The organism is Pseudomonas sp. KBN10P06128 (assembly GCF_037574945.1).
Lineage (GTDB): Bacteria > Pseudomonadota > Gammaproteobacteria > Pseudomonadales > Pseudomonadaceae > Pseudomonas > Pseudomonas aeruginosa.
Genome location: NZ_JBBELR010000001.1, coordinates 3,295,046 through 3,313,238, shown reverse-complemented (window position 1 = coordinate 3,313,238; position 18,193 = coordinate 3,295,046). Strand labels below are relative to the sequence as shown.

The following is an 18,193-nucleotide window of genomic DNA, read 5'->3' as shown; positions in this document are numbered from 1 at the left end:
ATGTCCGCCTCGCTCCCCAACGACACCCCGCCCAACGACACCCTGCCCCTGGTCCTGGCCGGCCCCCTGCTGCGCCGCGCAGAGCCCGAGCGCCTGGTGTTCTGGCTGGCCACGTCATGCCCGACGGCCATCGAGCTGGTCCTCGCCAGCGAAGGCGAGGCGGAGCGTCGGATCCGCCTCGCGGAAGGAACCCACTCGGCCATCCGCATCGGCACCCATGCCTGGCTGCACCTGCTGGATGTCGCGCTCGACCCGCCGTTGCCCTGCGCCCGCCTGGTCGACTACGACCTGCGCCTGGCCGCCGACGGCCGGGAGCCCGCGGGAATCGCCGAATGGGCGCCGCATCTGCTCTACCCCGGTCGCCAGCGCGCCAGCCTGGTGCTCAAGCCACGTCTCGACCAGTTGCTCCACGGCTCCTGCCGCAAGCCGCATCACCCGGCGGCCGATGGCCTGCTGCAGGTCGACCGGCTGCTGGAGGAAAACCTGCTGCAGGCCGAAAGCCGCCCGGCGTTGCTGATGATGAGCGGCGACCAGGTCTACGCCGACGACGTCGCCGGGCCGATGCTGGTGGCCATCCATGGGCTGATCCGCCGCCTCGGCCTGTACGGCGAACACCTGGAAGGCGCGCTGGTGGACGACAGCGAGGCGCTCTACGCACACCCGGCCACCTACTACCGGCGCGAGGACCTGCTGCCCGCCTTCAAGTCCAACGAAGCCCTGCGCGAGCGCTTCTTCGGCGGGGTGAAGAAGCCGATCTTCACCTCGGCCAACGCCCACAACCATCTGGTCGGCCTGGCCGAGGTGCTGGCGATGTACCTGCTGGTCTGGTCGCCGGCGCCCTGGCGCCTGGTCAGGCTGGAACCGCCGCCGGGGCTGGATGCGCGGCACGCGCAGCGCTTCGCCGACGAGCGCCGGCACATCGAAGCCTTCCGCGATGGCCTGCCCGGCGTGGCGCGGGCACTGGCGCATATCTCGTCGCTGATGATCTTCGACGACCACGACATCACCGACGACTGGAACCTTTCCGCGCGCTGGGAGCTGACCGCCTACGGCCATCCGTTCTCCCGGCGGATCATCGGCAACGCCCTGCTCGCCTACCTGCTCTGCCAGGGCTGGGGCAACGACCCGCAGCATTGCGGCGAATGGCTGGCGCCGGTCGCGGCCCTGATGGAGGGCGCCGCGGCAGACGGCCGGCTGCCCTGCGCCGAGCAGGACCGCCTGCTCGATGCCCTGCTCGACTTCCAGCACTGGCACTACCGGCTGCCTGGCAGCCCGACCCTGATCGTCCTCGACACGCGCACCCGCCGCTGGCGCAGCGAGCGCAACCTGGGCCGGCCCTCCGGGCTGATGGACTGGGAGGCGCTGAGTGAACTCCAGCAGGACCTGCTCGGCGAAAAGGCGGCGATCATCGTGTCGCCGGCGCCGATGTTCGGGGTCAAGCTGATCGAGGGCGTACAGAAGCTCTTCAGCTGGATCGGCCAGCCGCTGCTGGTCGATGCGGAAAACTGGATGGCCCATCGCGGCGCGGCCTCGGTGATGATGAACATCTTCCGCCACTCGCGCACGCCGGGTAACTACCTGATCCTTTCCGGCGACGTGCATTACTCCTTCGTCTACGACATCCGGATTCGCCACCGCGAGCGCGGGCCCCGGCTCTGGCAGATCACCAGCAGCGGGATCAAGAACGAATTCCCGCGACGCCTGCTGGACTGGTTCGACCGCCTCAACCGCTGGCTCTATGCGCCCTGGTCGCCACTGAACTGGCTGACCCAGCGGCGCAGCCTGGAAATCCGCCCGCGCGTTCCGCAGCACAGCCAGGCCGGCGAGCGCCTGTGGAACAGCGCCGGGATCGGCCAGGTATACATTGGCGAGGACGGCCGTCCGCGCGCGGTGTTGCAGGTCAATGCCGATGGCTCGCCGGCGACCGCCTTCGAGCGACATCGCGACGTCGAAGACGAACGAGCGGACCAGTCGTCGGTCGCGCCGGATCGCTGAGACGCCAGAACAAGGGGGGCGGGCGGACGCCGCGCCGCGTCATCCGCCCGCCCGGTTTCAGAACGGCCGCTCCTGCACGTCCAGGGTCGCCGCCAGCGCTTGCCAGAGCACCTCGGCGAAGACCCGCTGGGCGTCGCCGGACAGGTACGCCTGCATGGCCGCTTCATCGCTCCACTCGCTGTGCAACAGCCACAGGTCGGCGTCCCCGTCCGCCTGGCGCAGTTCGTAGCGCAGGCAACCGGGCGCGGCCTGGCCCGCCTGCGCCAGCTCTTGCAGGCGCAGGCCGAGGCGGTGCGACTGGCCGCTGCGGGCGCGAATGCTGACCAGGTGACTGGCTCGATTGAACGCTGGCATGCTCTCTGCCTCCTCGACATGGATTCGCCGCTGCGCAAGCGGCACCAGGAGTGGAAGGGCCGGCGGCGCCGAGACGCCGGCCGGCCGCTGTGGGGTGTAAGGGTGACGCATGTGCCCTGCCTCCGATTACCAGTTGCCGGGATGGGTCCGCGCCAGCGTGCCGCCCGCGGCGGGGCCGGCAGGCGAACGGGAAGGCGTGTCGGGGACCAGAGCGCCGTCGCGCGACCGCGAACGGGAGGCGCCCGGCGCGCGCTCCGGCGGCACGCCGCCCGATGACAGTCTGGCCTGTTGATTTGACATAGGTGTGTCCCCCTGCAGGTATTTCCCATCGGCATGACGGAGATTCCGCCATGCCAGTCAGATTAGGGGGATGGCGCGGGGAATCGGTAGACGGATACTGTCGGGTTCTTGCCTGAAACTGCCGCGTTCCGGTTTTTTCTCATCCGCTTGCGCCCGGTGAAACGAGCTGGCTTGCCTGTTCCTGGCGAATGCTTGCCTGATCCTGCCATCGCGCAGCGCGATGGATGCCTGTCGCCGCGACGCGCGCTAGTCTTGGGAAGGTTTCCCCCGCGAGTCCCCGCATGAGCGAAAACACCCCGCTTCTTTCCGTCGATCTCCCCGCCGAATTGCGCCAGCGCCAGAGCGAACTGGCGCAGTCGCTGCTCAGGCATTGCCCCCGCGACGGTATCTACGGCACCGCCGTCGAACCCCTCGCCCTGATCCGCGCCGACGGCCCCACCCTGCCGGCGCGCGGCATGCACAAACCTGCCCTGTGCATCATCGCCCAGGGCCGCAAGGAGGTGCAGTTGGCCGAGGAACGCTATATCTACGATCCGTTGCACTACCTGGTGGTCTCGGTCACCCTGCCGCTGGCCGGCCAGGTGATCGACGCCTCGCCGGACGCGCCCTACCTCTGCGTCCGGCTGGATATCGACCCGGCGGAAATCACCCAGTTGATCTCCGACGCCGGGCCCATGGAAGTGGCCAGCCGGCGCGGCGACCGCGGCCTCTACGTCGACCGTATCGACGCCAGCCTGCTGGATGCGGTGCTGCGCCTGATCCATCTGCTGGACAGCCCGCGCGACATCCCGATGCTGGCGCCGCTGATCCTCCGCGAGATTTTCTACCGGCTGCTGCGCAGCGGCCAGGGCCAGCGCCTGCACGAGATCGCCATCGCCGACAGCCAGGCCCACCGCATCACCCGCGCCATCGACTGGATCAACCAGAACTACGGCAAGCCGCTGCGCATCGAGCAACTGGCCCAGGTGGTCAACCTCAGCCCCTCGACCCTGCACCACCGCTTCAAGGCCGTGACCGCGATGAGCCCGTTGCAGTACCAGAAGCAGCTGCGCTTGCAGGAAGCACGCCGGCTGATCTTCAGCGAGGGCCTGGAAGTGGCCGCCGCCGGCTACCGGGTCGGCTACGAAAGCCCGTCGCAGTTCAGCCGCGAGTACAGCCGGCTGTTCGGCGCCCCGCCGCTGCGCGACCTGGCGCGGGCGCGCAACACCGCCTAGGGGAACGCGGCAGCGGCCGCGACGGTCAATCGGGAAGCGGCGGGATACCTTCGTCGCCCCGACCGACCTTGCGCAACCGTACCCGCCATGACCCGAGCCCTGCCCCTGCTCCTGCTTGCCCTGTCCCTTCCCGCCGCGGCGACGGACAGCGAGTCGTTCGCCCGCCGCTACCTGGCCTATGCCCATGCCGTCGGCCAGCACAGCGAACGACTCTGGCCCGGCTGGCGGATGGCCGACAAGGCCTTCCTCTACAGCGATGGCCGCAGTACCTGGGTCGCCGATGCCGAAGGCCGCGCGCAGCGCACCACGGCGGCGGGCGACAGCGACCCGGATCTCGACCTGAGCTATGCCTTTCCGCGTTACCGGGGCCGTCCGGCGGTGCTGCTGCAGATCAGCGCCGCGCACCTGCGGAGCAATACCGGCAATAGCGAGACGCTGGCCGCCATCGGCCCGCACGAAGCCTTCCATCGCTACGCCCAGGAAGACTGGCCGGGCCTGCGCAAGCCCGGTGGCTATCGCGGCGACCTGGCCACGCTCGACCCGCGCCCGCGGGAATACCGCTATGCCCTGTTCCAGTCGCTGCTCCAGGCCCTGCGCACGCCCGGGCAGCGCGACAGCTACCTGAGCGACGCCCAGGGCTGGCTGCGCCGCTGGCGCGAAGCTGCTCCCGAGGAAAGCCGGCTGGCGGCGCAGGTCGATCTCAGCGAAGGCACCGCGCGCTACATCGAGATGGCCGCCGCCGCGCGCTACCGCACCGATTTCGCCGAGGATCCGCAACGCTATCGACAGGCGCTGCGGGAGTACGCGCTGGCCTTCTACGATGCCAACGAGATCGGCGTCGGCGTCGACAGCGAAGCCTACGAGATCGGCGCGCTGGCCGGAGTGCTGCTGGACCTGCGCGACGACGACGCGGACTGGAAGGAAGCCGCGATAGCCGGCACCTGGCCGCTGGACTACCTGCTGCGCGACCAGCCTCCGGCCTGGAGCGAACTTCCCGACGACGCGCGGGCGCGCGGCGAGCGCTACCGGCGCGAGATGGGCGCCACCCGCCAGCGCCTGGTCGAGTTGCAGGAGGCCTTCGCCGACCCACGGCGACCGCTGCTGGTGATCCCGCAACCGCGCCGCACCATCGGCTTCGCTACGGCGGCCAGCGAGGTGCGCGGGGGCTTCTACGTCCTTGCCGACGGGCCGTTTCGCCAGGCCTACCTCGGCGCGCGCTGGAATGTCGGCGAGCTGACCCTGGACGGCGTCGACTACCTGGAGGGCGACGCCGAGGCGTACTGCCCGGGCTACGGCCGTTCGGCGCTGATTCCGTTGCGCGGAGGCGCTTGGCGCGAGGGCACGCTGGCGCCGGAAGAACCCGGCCTGCGCGGCCGCCTGGCGACTGCTCGCAGCCTCGTCGACGGGCGGACCCTCTATTGCGCGGCGGAGAATGCTCCTTGAGGACCGACAACGGCGCTACAATGCCCGCTCGCCGCCGCAACCCCGCCGAGGGCTCGCCATGAAGTTCCTGCTGATCGGGCTGATCCGCTTCTACCAGTACGCAATCAGCCCGCTGATCGGTCCCCGCTGCCGCTTCTACCCCAGTTGCTCGCACTACACCCTGGAAGCCATCCGCGTACATGGCGCGCTGCGAGGCGGCTACCTCGGCGCGCGCCGGCTGCTGCGCTGCCACCCCTGGCACCCGGGCGGCTACGACCCGGTTCCGGAGCGCCAGGAACAGGCGTGCGCCTGCCACAGAACGGCAAAGCCCGGCGAATGAAGCCGGTGAAAAGGTCGCAACGGCGACATCCCGCACATAACCGGACCCGCCGGTCGACATGCGGAATTGATAAAACCTATCATTCAGGGTCCATCTCCCCGGCTATCACCCGGCGCCCCCTTGCGCCCGGCTACGCCGGGGAGTTCCGCTCAAACGTTTCATCCTGAGGCTCCGATGCCCCGTCATCCCTTCTCCCCTTCCTTCCTCGCCGCCAGCGTCTTCTGCGCCGCCACCCCGGCCCTCGCCGCGCTGCAACCGATCGCCGAAGCGCCGCTGGCCGGCGAAACCGAGTTCCGCTGCCAGTTCAACGCCGACAACAGCACCGATTGCGTGAGCACCTACAGCTTCACCATCCTCAAGCCGAGCGGCCGCGAGATGCTCTCGCGCATCGATCGCAGCTACGCGGAGACCGACAGCCTGATCGTGGAGAAGGCCGAGCTGACCCAGCCCGGCGGCAAGCCGGTGCCGCTGGACCAGTCGCAGATCGATACGCGCACCGCGCCGAACCCGGACCAGGGCTTCCTGCGCGAACGCCAGACCTCCCTGGCGTTCCCCAACCTGCGCGTCGGCACCCGCATCAGCTACACCCTGCGCGAGCACTTCACCGCCAAGCCGCTGAGCACCCAGTTCCACTACATCCTCAGCCGCCCGCCGATGCCGGTGCGCGACGACCGCTTCGTCGCCGAGTTCAAGGCCGAGCGGCCGATCTTCGTGCGCAGCGAGTTGATGGACGCCTATCGCATCGAACAGAGCGCCGACAAGAAGACCCTCAAGGTCAGCCTGAAAAAGCCGCAATACACCAACTACATCAACGAAGCCGGCAACGCCTACCTGCGCCATACCCCGCGCCTGGAGCTGGGCAGTTCGCTGGACCTGCAGGACAACTTCGGCCCGTTCGCCGCGCGCTACAACGAGATCCTCGCCGCGGAGCTGCCCAAGGGCGCCGCGGCGGCCGTCGCCGCGGTGAAGGGCAAGCCGGCCCGCGAGCAGGTCGCCGGCCTGATGCAGTACATCAACGACACCTACCGCTACCTGGGCGACTGGCGCGCCAGCGAGCGCGGCTACGTGCCCTTCTCCCTGGCGGAGATCGAGCGCAATGGCTACGGCGACTGCAAGGACCTGGCGATCCTCCTCGCCGCCATGCTCAAGGCCGCCGGGATCAAGGCCGAACCGACCCTGGTCAGCCGCGGCGACGTGGTCTGGGACCTGCTGGTGCCCGGCATGTACGCGCCGAACCATGCCATCGTCCGCGCCGAGGTGGACGGCAAGACCTGGTGGCTGGACCCGACCAACCCGGTGTTCGCTCCCGGCCGCACCATGCCCGACATCCAGCAGCGCTGGGCGCTGGTGCTGGGCGCCGACGGCAAGGTGCGGCGCGACGAGATTCCCCTGGAAGCGCCCGGCGACACCCTGCGCGTGACCCGCAGCGAGCATTACACCCATGACGGCGAAGCCCGGGTCGAGTCGCGCGTGGAGCTTTCCAATGCGCCGCTGATGCAGCTCAGCGTCGCCGATCGCCAACGCGGCCGCACCAGCACCGACCAGGACCTGTGCCGCAACTTCGCCAAGGAAGGCAGCGACTGCGTGCTGGAGCGCGACGACAGCCAGTTCGTGCTGCCGCCCAGCTATACGATCAGTGCCAGGCTTACCGACCGCCGCGCCCTCGACCGGCTCGGCGGAGAGTATTTCTACAACCGCCAGGACCTGGCCAGCCAGTGGGACGCGTTCGCCAAGTACCGCAGCGAAGGCCAGTTGGCCGAGCTGTACCTGGGCGAACCGCAGATCACCTCCTACGACATCAGCCTGTCCGGCGGCAAGACCGACGAGCCGGCGCACAGTTGCGAGATCCGCAGCCCCTGGTTCGACATCGACCTGCAGGCCGAACCGGCCAAGGACGGCGGCTACCACTATCGCTACCGGGAAGTGCAGAAGACCAGTTGGCTCAACCACGACGAGATCAACAGCGCCGAGTTCGGCAAGCTGATCGAGCAGAGCCGCGGTTGCGTCGAGCAACTGCGCCTGGTGGTCAAGCTGGACAAGCGTCCCTGAGCGACGCGCGCCCGCTCCGGCGGGCGCGTCCAGCCGCACAGCGGGCGATTCTTCTACTCGCCCGCGCAGCCCTCCAGGCCGAGCGCCTGCTCATAGAAACGCGCCATGCGCTCCGGGTCGGCGACGTACGCCAGCATTCCGCTGGCGAGCCTGTCGCCTACACCTGCCAATCGAGCCGCAGCCCGGATTCGAACATACGCCTCTCCCCGCTCAGCGGGTCGTCGAAGCGCAGCCCCCTGGCCAGCAGCTTGAGCGGCCGCCGGTAATCGTCGGGGCTGTCCTCGGCGTCCAGCAGCTCGGGATAGAACCCGTCGTTCTGGATACCCGCGCCGAGTGCCGCGAGGTGCACGCGCAGCTGGTGCTTCTTGCCGGTCACCGGATACAGCCGGTAGCGCCACCAGCGGCCGTTGCGCTCGGCGACCTCGATGCGCGTCTCGCTGTTCGGCTCGCCCTCGCCTTCGCGCATGCGAAAGAACGGCTCGCCGGGCACCAGGCGGGTCCTGCGCAGCAACGGGAAGTCCAGTCGCGGCAAGGCCGGAGCGATCGCTTCGTAGTACTTGTCGATACGCCGCTCGCGGAACAGCGCCTGGTAGCGCCCGCGGCTGCCGGGATTGGTCGAGAACAGCACCAGCCCGGCGGTATGCCGGTCGATCCGATGCAGCGGCACCAGGTCGCGATTGCCGGTGCTGCGGGCCAGCCGCGCCAGGAGCGTCTGCTCGACATAGCCGCCGGCCGGCATCACCGGCAGGAAGTGCGGCTTGTCCGCCACCAGCAGATGCTCGTCGCGGTACAGGATGCGCGCCTCGAAAGGGATCGGCGCCTCCGCCGGCAACTCGCGGAAGTAGTGCACACGCAGGCCTTCGCGATACGCCGCCTGCGGGCCCAGCGCACGCCCCTCGGCGTCCAGCACCCGGCCCCGCTGCATGCGCGCCAGCCAGGTGTCGCGGTCGATGGCCGGGAAACGCGCGCAGAGACAATCGAGCACGGTGCTCCAGGGGCCGGCCGGCAGATGCAGGGTGCTGGCGCGGAGACTGGCGTCGGGCAAGGAAGGAGACGACATGCGGCAACTCGGGAAGGACGGGCGAACATTAGGCCGCAGCGCGGCGCACAGGTCAAAGCGCGCCGGAGCGAAACGAAGAAACCGCCCGAGGGCGGTTTCTTCCGTGATCCAGGGATCGAATCAGGCGGCGCTCGCCTTGCGCTCCTCCGCCAGGCAGGCGGCGGCGGTGAACAGCACGTCGGTCGAGGAGTTCAGCGCCGTCTCCGCGGAGTCCTGGAGAATCGCGATGATGAAGCCTACCGCTACCACCTGCATCGCCACCTCGCTGGGAATCCCGAACAGGCTGCAGGCCAGCGGGATCAACAGCAGCGAGCCGCCGGCCACGCCGGATGCGCCGCAGGCGCAGACCGACGCCACCACGCTGAGCAGGATCGCGGTCGGTACGTCCACGGCGATGCCCAGGGTATGCACCGCTGCCAGGGTCAGCACGGTGATGGTGATCGCTGCGCCGGCCATGTTGATGGTCGCGCCCAGCGGGATCGATACCGAATAGGTGTCTTCGTGCAGGCCCAGGCGCTCGCAGAGCTGCAGGTTGACCGGGATATTGGCTGCCGAGCTGCGGGTGAAGAACGCGGTCATGCCGCTTTCGCGCAGGCAGGTCAGCACCAGCGGATAGGGATTGCGGCGGATCTTCAGGAACACGATCAGCGGGTTGACCACGAAGGCCACGAACAGCATGCAGCCGAGCAGCACCACCAGCAGGTGGGCGTAGCCTTTCAGGGCCTCGACGCCGGACTCGGCGAAGGTCGAGGCGACCAGGCCGAAGATGCCCAGCGGGGCGAAGCGGATCACCACCTTGACGATCAGCGAGACGCCGTTGGACAGCTCGGAGAGCAGGTTGCGGGTGGTATCGCTGGCGTGGCGGAAGGCGATGCCGAGGCCGATGGCCCAGGCCAGGATGCCGATGAAGTTGGCCGAGATCAGGGCGTTGACCGGGTTGTCCACCACGCTCAGCAGCAGGGACTGGAGCACCTCGGCGATGCCGCCCGGAGGCGACATCTCGCCCGGATGGCTGGCCAGCACCAGGCTCGAGGGGAAGGCGAAGCTGGCGATCACCGCCACCACCGCGGCGCTGAAGGTGCCGACCAGGTACAGCAGCAGGATCGGCCGGATATGGGTCTGCTGGCCTTGCCTGTGGTTGGCGATGGATGCCATCACCAGGACGAACACCAGTACCGGCGCGACGGCCTTCAGCGCGGAAACGAAGACCTTGCCGATGAAGCCGACCTTGAGCGCGGCGGCCGGGAAGAAGCTGGCGAGCAGCAGGCCGGCGATCAGGCCGACGATGATCTGGCCCACCAGGCTGGTACGCGTCAGCAGATGAAGCAGGGGACGTTCAGGGTATGTCATGCAGATTTCTACTCTTATAGGTGTGTCGAAGGCCGGCCCAGGCAGCTTCCATGCCGAACGACCCTGTGCCGTTCCGCCCCCGCGAAGGGATGGTTCGAGCGAGCCGGGTAGTCTAGGGAAGGACGCGCAGCACCACAGGAAACACCGACCAGCGGATACCGGGCTCCCCCGCCACGGCCATCGAACCGGATCGGGACGGCGTGGATTCTAGCCGTGTCTGCGCTTTTTGGGGGCGTCCAATTCTGTCTGGATTCGGACATGTCGTCGCAGGTGCATTGCCAGCCGGGAGGCCGGAAACCCCTGTGAAAAGGAGGGAAAACGCGGAATTCGCTGTCTGCAGATAGCCAAAGCCCGCCGTGAGGCGGGCTTCAGATGGGGGGCTAGTCCGTTAGCCATGGGTCCATGATTGACCCGTCACCGTGAAAATTTCGTGAAGATTACCAATCTTTTTCCTTCACTTTTTCGCTGAATCCATTCACCGCTCGCCTCACTGGGTCGGACTCAGTTCGCTCTCCTGGAAGCGCGGCGGCGGACGGCTGAAGCTGCGGGTCAGGTAGAACAGGTAGCCGAAGCCCAGCCCGGCCCAGATCAGCCCCATCACCAGCGAGGTGCTTTCCAGGTTGAGCCAGAGCACCGCGACGATGGCCGCGCCGAGCAGCGGCAGGACCAGGTAGTGGAAATGCTCCTTGAGGCTGCGGTTGCGCCCGCCGCGCACATAGAAATGCACGATCACCGAGAGATTGACGAAGGTGAAGGCCACCAGGGCGCCGAAATTGATCAGCGCGGTCGCCGTCACCAGATCGAAGGAGATCGCCGAGAGCGCCACCATGCCCACGATCAGCACGTTGATCGACGGCGTACGCCATTTCGGATGGACGAAGCCGAAGATCCGCTCCGGCAGCACGTTGTCCCGCCCCATCACGTACAGCAGGCGCGACACGCTGGCCTGGGAGGCCAGGCCAGACGCCAGGGTATTGATGAAGGTGGCGCAGAGGAAGATCGACTGGAACAGCTTACCGCCGACGTACAGGGCGATTTCCGGCAACGCCGCGTCAGGCTCCTTGAAGCGGACGTTGGTCGGGAAATAGGACTGCAGGAAATACGACACGGTGATGAAGATCACCCCGCCGTACAGCGCGGTGAGGAAGATCGCCCGCGGGATCACCTTGGCGGCGTCGCGGGTTTCCTCGGACAGCGTGGTCACCGCGTCGAAACCGAGGAAGGAAAAGCAGAGGATCGTCGCCCCAGCCACCATCGCCGAGAGATGCGCGTGCTCGGAGAAGAACGGCTGGGTGCTGAGCACCGTGGCGGTCCCCTCCCCGTTGTTCAGGCCATGGATCACCAGGCCGATGAAGACCACGATGATCGCCAGCTGGACCAGCACGAAGACGGTGTTGAAATTGGCGACCAGGTTCACGCTCTTGATGTTGATGAGGGTCATGATCAGCACGAACATCACCACCCAGACCCATGGCGCGACCTCGGGGAACAGTGCGGTCAGGTAGATCTTCGCCAGCAGCGCGTTGATCATCGGCAGGAACAGGTAGTCCAGCAGCGACGACCAGCCGACCATGAAGCCGACATGGGGATTGATCGCCCGTTGCGCGTAGGTATAGGCCGAGCCTGCGGTGGGGAACTGGCGGACCAGCTTGCCGTAGCTGATCGCGGTGAACAGCACGCCGGCGAGGGCCAGCAGGTAGGCGGTGGGCACGTGTCCCTGGGAAATCCCGGAAACGATGCCGAAGGTGTCGAAGACGGTCATCGGGGTCAGGTAGGCCAACCCGATCATGACGATCTGCCACAGCTTGAGGGACTTGCGAAGCTGGGTTCGTTCTGCGGTGGGGGGAGGATTCGACATGGGTATGCTTGCCTCGATTTCTTCTTTTTCTAATGCACAGCAAAGGAAGGCGGACGGGCGGAAACCGCAGGCTTGCCGCCGTCTACCTTCAGCAAGGGTGGGAACCTCGACGGAAGAACGGGCGGGCGGCGCCGGACCGGAGCCACCCGCCCATGCTCACACGGTGTGCAGGTACCAGTTGTACTCGAGGTCGGAGATCGAGTACTCGAACTCCTCCAGCTCGCTTTCCTTGCAGGCGACGAAGATGTCGATGTACTTCGGATCGATGTACTTCGCCAGGATCTCGCTGTCGTCCAGTTCGCGCAGGGCGTCGCGCAGGTTGTTCGGCAGGCTCGGCTCCAACTGCTCGTAGGAGTTGCCTTCGATCGGGGCACCCGGCTCGACCTGGTTGGTCAGCCCGTGGTGCACCCCGGCAAGCACCGAGGCCAGCAGCAGGTAGGGGTTGGCGTCGGCGCCGGCGACGCGATGTTCCAGGCGTACCGCGTCCGGGCTGCCGGTGGGCACGCGCAGGGCCACGGTGCGGTTGTCCAGGCCCCAGCTCGGCGCGTTCGGCACGTAGAACTGCGAACCGAAGCGGCGGTAGGAGTTGACGTTCGGGCAGAGGAAGGCCATGGAGGCCGGCAGGGTCTCGAGCACGCCGCCGATCGCATGGCGCAATGCGGCGTTCTGCTCGGGATCCTCGCTGGTGAAGATGTTGTTGCCGTGCTTGTCGAGCAGCGAGATGTGTACGTGCAGTCCGTTCCCGGCCTGGCCCGGATAGGGCTTGGCCATGAAAGTGGTGTCCATCTCGTGGTCGTAGGCGATGTTCTTGATCAGGCGCTTGAGCAGCACCGCATAGTCGCAGGCCTTCATCGGGTCGGCGACGTGATGCAGGTTGACCTCGAACTGCGCCGGTGCGGATTCGGCGACGATGGCGTCGGCCGGGATGCCCTGGGCGCGGGCGCCGTCGATGATGTCCTGGAGGCACTCGACGTATTCGTCGAGGTCGTCGATGGAGTACACCTGCACCGACTGCGGACGCTTGCCGGAGATCGGCGAGCGCGGAGGCTGCGGCCGGCCGTTCACGTTCTCCTGGTCGATCAGGTAGAACTCCAGCTCGAAGGCGGCGACGATGGTCAGTTCCATCTCGGTGAACCTGGCCACCACCTGGCGCAGGACTTCGCGGGGGTCGGCGAAGAAGGGATCACCTTCCAGCTCATGCATGGTCATCAGCAGTTGCGCGGTCGGGCGCTTCTGCCAGGGTTCCATGGAGAGGGTGCCGGGGATCGGGTAGCAGATCCGGTCGGCGTCGCCGATGTCGAGACCCAGGCCGGTACTCTCTACGGTGGAGCCGGTGATATCGAGGGCGAACAGGGAAGCGGGAAGGTTGATACCTTTTTCGAAGACTTTGGGCAGACTGTTGCGTTCGATTCGCTTGCCGCGAACCACGCCATTCATGTCTGAAATCAGAAGGTCGACGAACTGGACCTCGGGATGTTCCTGAAGGAACAGGCTCGGCTCAGTGAGCTGAACGGCACGCAGGGGTACCGACATGATGCAACACCTTTTTTGTTAAAAATTTCAATCATGCGGGGGCTGGAGCCAGAGTCAATCGGAAAGCCAATTTGTTGTCAATAGCCCTCTCGTCGCCCTCGCGGACGGCGGAATGGCCGTAGACAGGGCCTTCCAGAGCATCAAGAAAGCGGCCAAAGCCAGGCCAGGCAAGGTGTTCAACCTGGTGCAGCAGATATTTTACAGGCTCCGTTGTACGAAAAATTGAACAAGGCTAAGCTGTGCCAACCCTACAACAGCAATAAACCGGGTGTTCCATGTCCTACCAGCCGTCCCTCGGCGCCAAGTTCCGCGGCCACAAGATCGGTCAGCATCCGCGTTAGCTCCGCTCCGGTTCTTCTCTCCCTCGATTCTTCGCAGCGCCCTCGAGCGGCCCTCGCTCGTCCGCCGCCTGCCCTGCCCGTCCTCCTTATATAAGGAAGGACACCGGCCGCTTTCGCCCGCGTGGATAACGGATACGAAGAGCAAGATCGTTCAAGCCAGCCCGATGCGCCTGCTGGCATGCTGGACCGACGTTCACCACCGCCATGCCCCCATGACTGCCCACGACCTGCCCCGCCAAGCCTTTCTCCGCGGCGCCGTCGCCATCCTCCCATTGTCCCTGGCCGTCGCGCCCTGGGGGCTGCTGGCGGGATCGATGGCCATCGAAGCCAACCTCACCCCGGCCGAGGGCCAGGGCCTGTCCGCCATCGTCTTCGCCGGCGCTGCCCAGTTGGTGGCGATCGGCATGCTCAAGGGCGGTGCCGGGTTCTTTTCGATCATCTTCACCACCCTCCTCCTGACCTCGCAGCACCTGCTCTACGGCATGAGCTTGCGGCCGGTCCTGTCGCCTCTGCCGGGACGCTGGCGGATCGGCCTGGGCTTCCTGCTCACCGACGAGTTCTTCGCCCTCGCCAGCCAGCACGACCGGCGCAACTTCAACCGCTGGTACGCCCTCGGCGTCGGCCTGACCTTCTATATCGCCTGGAACCTGTTCACCCTCGCCGGCATCCTGCTTGGCCGCAGCATTCCCGGTCTCGAACACCTGGGCCTGGATTTCTCCATCGCCGCCACCTTCATCGCGCTGGTCGCGCCGCTGGTGCGCAACGTACCGACGCTGGTCTGCGTGGCCACTTCGCTATTCTGCTCGGTGCTGTTCAGCCACTGGCAATGGAGTTCGGCGCTGGTCCTCGCCGGCCTCGCCGGGATGGCCGCCGGTTTCGTCTGCAACAAGCTGTATCGGGAGGCGCCATGGTCTGGGCAGTGATCTTCGGCATGGGCGCGATCGTCTTCCTCAACCGCTACCTGTTCCTCGAACCACGCCTGCCGATCCGCCTCGGCAGCAACCTGCGGCAGTTCCTCGGTTTCGCCGTGCCCGGCATGCTCACCGCGATCTGCGGCCCGATCGTGTTCATGCCAGAGGGCCGCATCGACCTCGGCTACGACAATCCCTACCTGGTCAGCGGCGCAGTCACCGTGGCGCTGGTGCTCTATACCCGCAATACCCTGGCGAGCATGCTGCTGGGCATGGCGTTCTTCTTCCTGTTCAAGTGGTGGCTGATTTGATCGATGTCAGTCGCTGACGGCATGACCTCTGCATGCAGCCCCTTGCAGGGTTCATACAAACTCGCGGCGGGCGGCTATATGGCCCACCAGATGCTCCGGAGCAGCCGCTATCCGGCTGACAGCCAGGCTACTATCGATGCAGTACCTGATAGCAACCAGCTCCCTTCTATCTAGCCTGGATAAACACGCGTAAACCTGGCGCCCGCCCAGGCAAAGCAATTGACGGGGAGCACTTTAGAAAATCACCCGAAAATAATGACGATAGTCACAGTGAACGCCATCCTCCCGCTCGACGGCTTTCACCTTGAACTGCTTTGCCCCCAGCAACTCCAAGACACGAACCAGTTGATCATGGCTGAATATCTGTGTATGCCCGATTGCTGGAACTCCGCGAGAGTCAGTCACCAACAGTAGCTCACCGCCCGTCCTCAACCTGCCCACACAGTCAATCAGGAACTGGATCCAGTCGGCCGTATGGTCAAGCACATTTGAGCAAACGACGAAATCGAAAGCACTCTCTATATCGGCAACACCATCCCTTATATAACAAGAAGAACCTCTTTCCCCGAGAATCGAGAATGGAAGGTTCTCTGCATACAGCCCCATCAATGAGTCCTGGGCAGTCACTGTCACGCCTTCGACCTTCTCGAAAAAGCCGATCGGCCCACTACCTACTTCCAAAACCTTACCTTCAAAACCTTCGTAGCGATAATGCGAGGAGCCGTACGTGAACCCCATCTTCCCAAGAAACCACATTGCATCCTTATGCCGGGCCTCTTGTAGTTCCTCGACAGACAGATGGCGATAGGGCCATTTATCCTTCCAGAAAGAAAGCTCGTACTCCTGGGAATGTATCCACTGCTCCGGATCTGCAGACGCAACGCTACGTACGTCAGGAGCAGTTTCAACCCTACGGGACACCGACGAGAATTCGCCTGCACCACTGCCACGCTCTTCGATACACACTAGAGGAGTGCCACTCGAACGACGGCGTTCCCAGAAACCGGATAAAAATTTCACCCTAAAAACCTCCCTGCTCATTGATACCCTTGCCCATCGGACTAAAAGATAAAAAGCCGAAACTTACCGACGACCAAACAACAACTCGCCCTCTATCTCAGCGCCCCAGCAAAGATCTTCCCCTCAGGAAGCAGCCAAACAGCACGGCGCGAGGAAAAACTAACAAAGAAAATTTATAAATAATGTAAGAACAATCCTTTTTGCTAGAGGAAATAGTTACATAGACATAGTTGAGGAGAAGATGGAGAAACGAACGGAAAACCGCGCTCTCCGATCCGCCTAGGGGAGATCCGTTGCGATGACGCTCCAGGCCCATCCCTTCCAGATGAAGTGCTGAAAGGGGCCTCCCCCGGAACGAAGAACGAGGGTTCATGCGCCACGGGAATGAACTCGCGAAGAAAGGTCGCTTGGCGCTGGCGCGCTTTGGGCCGAAGATCGGGGCAACCACAACGTGCGCAGCGAGGCCCTCATGTCCGACTCCCTTCCCCAGCGCAACGGCGGGCAGATCCTGGTAGAGGCATTGCGGCGCAATGCCGTCGATACCGTCTACTGCATCCCCGGGGAAAGCTACCTGCCGGTGCTCGACGCGCTGTACGACGCCGACGGCATCCGCACCGTCGTCACCCGCCACGAGGGTGCCGCCTCGAACATGGCCGATGCCTACGGCAAGCTGACCGGCCGACCAGGCATCTGCTTCGTCACCCGCGGCCCCGGTGCCACCCATGCGGCGAATGGCGTGCACACGGCGCAGCAGGACTCGACGCCGATGATCCTGTTCGTCGGCCAGGTGGAAAGCGCCTTCAAGGGCCGCGAGGCGTTCCAGGAAGTCGACTACGTGCAGATGTTCTCGGGCCTGGCGAAGTGGGCCGTGGAAATCGACCGTATCGAACGCATCCCGGAGATCGTCGGCCGCGCCTTCAGCGTCGCCACCTCGGGCCGACCGGGCCCGGTCGTGGTCGCCCTGCCCGAGGAAATCCTCTTCGGTTCCGCGCAGGTCGCCGATGCGCCGGTGCCAAGGGTGCTTCCGGGGCGGCCGGGCGCCACGGCGATGGCAGAACTGCGCGAACTGCTGGCGAACGCCAGGCGGCCCCTGCTGGTACTTGGCGGCAGCGGCTGGGACGGCGCCGCCAGGAAACGGCTAGGCGCCTTCGTCGAGGCCAATGGCCTACCGGTGGCCACCTCGTTCCGTCGCCAGGACCTGTTCGACAACCGTGACCCGCACTACGCCGGGCAACTGGGCTTCGGCGCGGCGCCGGCACTATTGGAGCGGCTGCGCCAGGCCGACCTGCTGCTGGTGGTCGGGGCGCGCCTGGGCGAAACGCCGAGCGCCGGCTACAACCTGGTGCGTAGTCCGGCCCCCGCGCAGACGCTGGTCCACGTGCATCCGGACAGCGCGGAACTGAACCGCGTCTACCTGGCGCGACTGCCGATCCAGGCCACCCCGTGTGCCTTCGCCGAGGCCCTGGCCGACCTCGCGCCGTTGCCCTCGAGCACCTGGCAGGACTGGCGCGAAGCCGCCCATGCCGATTACCTGGCCTACTCGACCCCGGCCGCGAGCGACCCCGCCGTCCAGGGCGTCGACCTGGCGTCCGTGGTCGCGTACCTCAGCGAAAACCTGCCGGACGACGCGGTGATCGCCAACGGTGCCGGCAACTATGCCGTCTGGGTGCATCGCTTCTACCGCTATCGCCAAGCCCGCACGCAGTTGGCGCCGACCAATGGCGCCATGGGCTACGGCCTGCCCGCCGCGATCGCCGCCAGCCTGCGCGATCCGCAGCGCAGCGTGGTGTGCTTCGCCGGCGACGGCTGTTTCATGATGTATCCGCAGGAGCTGGCGACCGCCGCGCAGTTCGGCGCGACGCCGGTGGTGATCGTAGTCAACAACGGCATGCTCGGCACCATCCGCATGCATCAGGAACGCGAATATCCCGGGCGGGTATCCGCCACCCGCCTGGACAACCCCGACTTCGTCGCCCTGGCGCGAGCCTTCGGCGCCCACGCCGAACGAGTGGAGTGCAGCGCCGACTTCCCCGCCGCGTTCCGCCGCGCCCGCGAAAGCGGACGCCCGGCGCTGCTGGAGCTGCTGACCGACCCACGCCAGATCACGCCGCAGGCGCGCCTCGCCTGAGGCATCC

General features: G+C 66.1%; 14 protein-coding genes. 8 read left to right on the top strand and 6 right to left on the bottom strand.

Translation table 11 applies throughout. The annotated features are described in order from the left end of the window. Positions 1-1,995 carry an alkaline phosphatase D family protein gene (locus tag VQ065_RS15800; protein ID WP_003088698.1) on the top strand — a complete coding sequence of 665 codons (1,995 nt, stop codon included), beginning with the start codon at positions 1-3 and terminating at the stop codon, positions 1,993-1,995. A 57-nt stretch (positions 1,996-2,052) separates the two neighbouring features. Here VQ065_RS15800 and VQ065_RS15795 read toward each other — a convergent pair whose 3' ends face one another. After that, entirely contained in the window at positions 2,053-2,349 is a 297-nt protein-coding gene (locus tag VQ065_RS15795) for an antibiotic biosynthesis monooxygenase family protein (protein WP_003088696.1), read from the bottom strand. Positions 2,350-2,930: 581 nt separating this feature from the next. Here VQ065_RS15795 and cmrA point away from each other — a divergent pair. The 4 genes from cmrA (at position 2,931) to VQ065_RS15775 (ending at position 7,674) form a co-directional block, all read left to right on the top strand. Then, positions 2,931-3,863 carry an AraC family transcriptional regulator CmrA gene (gene cmrA / locus VQ065_RS15790; protein ID WP_003088694.1) on the top strand — a complete coding sequence of 311 codons (933 nt, stop codon included), beginning with the start codon at positions 2,931-2,933 and terminating at the stop codon, positions 3,861-3,863. 87 nt (positions 3,864-3,950) lie between these two features. Then, the gene (locus tag VQ065_RS15785; protein WP_003088693.1) at positions 3,951-5,306 is read left to right on the top strand and encodes a hypothetical protein; all 1,356 of its coding nucleotides are present in this window, start codon (positions 3,951-3,953) and stop codon (positions 5,304-5,306) included. Between the two features lie 58 nt (positions 5,307-5,364). After that, entirely contained in the window at positions 5,365-5,625 is a 261-nt protein-coding gene (yidD, locus tag VQ065_RS15780; protein ID WP_003088692.1) for a membrane protein insertion efficiency factor YidD, read from the top strand. Positions 5,626-5,799: 174 nt separating this feature from the next. After that, the gene (locus VQ065_RS15775; RefSeq protein ID WP_003088690.1) at positions 5,800-7,674 is read left to right on the top strand and encodes a DUF3857 domain-containing transglutaminase family protein; all 1,875 of its coding nucleotides are present in this window, start codon (positions 5,800-5,802) and stop codon (positions 7,672-7,674) included. 157 nt (positions 7,675-7,831) lie between these two features. Here the strand turns inward: VQ065_RS15775 and VQ065_RS15770 are convergent, their stop codons facing one another. The 4 genes from VQ065_RS15770 to VQ065_RS15755 form a co-directional block, all read right to left on the bottom strand. Next, on the bottom strand, positions 7,832-8,734 hold the full coding sequence (locus tag VQ065_RS15770) for an RluA family pseudouridine synthase (RefSeq protein ID WP_014603788.1): 903 nt from the start codon (positions 8,732-8,734) through the stop codon (positions 7,832-7,834). 120 nt (positions 8,735-8,854) lie between these two features. Next, positions 8,855-10,084: a serine/threonine transporter SstT gene (sstT, locus tag VQ065_RS15765; RefSeq protein WP_003088680.1), complete on the bottom strand. Its 1,230-nt coding sequence runs from the start codon at positions 10,082-10,084 to the stop codon at positions 8,855-8,857. Positions 10,085-10,571: 487 nt separating this feature from the next. After that, the gene (locus VQ065_RS15760) at positions 10,572-11,942 is read right to left on the bottom strand and encodes an APC family permease (protein WP_003088677.1); all 1,371 of its coding nucleotides are present in this window, start codon (positions 11,940-11,942) and stop codon (positions 10,572-10,574) included. Between the two features lie 156 nt (positions 11,943-12,098). Continuing rightward, entirely contained in the window at positions 12,099-13,475 is a 1,377-nt protein-coding gene (locus VQ065_RS15755) for a glutamine synthetase family protein (RefSeq protein WP_014603787.1), read from the bottom strand. 553 nt (positions 13,476-14,028) lie between these two features. Here VQ065_RS15755 and VQ065_RS15750 point away from each other — a divergent pair. Both VQ065_RS15750 and VQ065_RS15745 read left to right on the top strand, forming a co-directional pair. After that, on the top strand, positions 14,029-14,739 hold the full coding sequence (locus VQ065_RS15750; protein ID WP_009315631.1) for an AzlC family ABC transporter permease: 711 nt from the start codon (positions 14,029-14,031) through the stop codon (positions 14,737-14,739). Further along, positions 14,724-15,038, top strand: a complete 315-nt coding sequence (locus tag VQ065_RS15745; RefSeq protein WP_003088669.1) for an AzlD domain-containing protein — start codon at positions 14,724-14,726, stop codon at positions 15,036-15,038. Before VQ065_RS15750 ends, VQ065_RS15745 begins: the two co-directional genes overlap by 16 nt. A 234-nt stretch (positions 15,039-15,272) precedes the next feature. Here VQ065_RS15745 and VQ065_RS15740 read toward each other — a convergent pair whose 3' ends face one another. Further along, positions 15,273-15,794, bottom strand: a complete 522-nt coding sequence (locus tag VQ065_RS15740) for a class I SAM-dependent methyltransferase (protein WP_019484668.1) — start codon at positions 15,792-15,794, stop codon at positions 15,273-15,275. A 733-nt stretch (positions 15,795-16,527) separates the two neighbouring features. Here VQ065_RS15740 and VQ065_RS15735 point away from each other — a divergent pair. Beyond that, positions 16,528-18,186 (top strand): thiamine pyrophosphate-binding protein, encoded by a 1,659-nt coding sequence (locus VQ065_RS15735; RefSeq protein WP_014603786.1) that lies wholly within the window; start codon positions 16,528-16,530, stop codon positions 18,184-18,186. Positions 18,187-18,193: the final 7 nt, after the last annotated feature.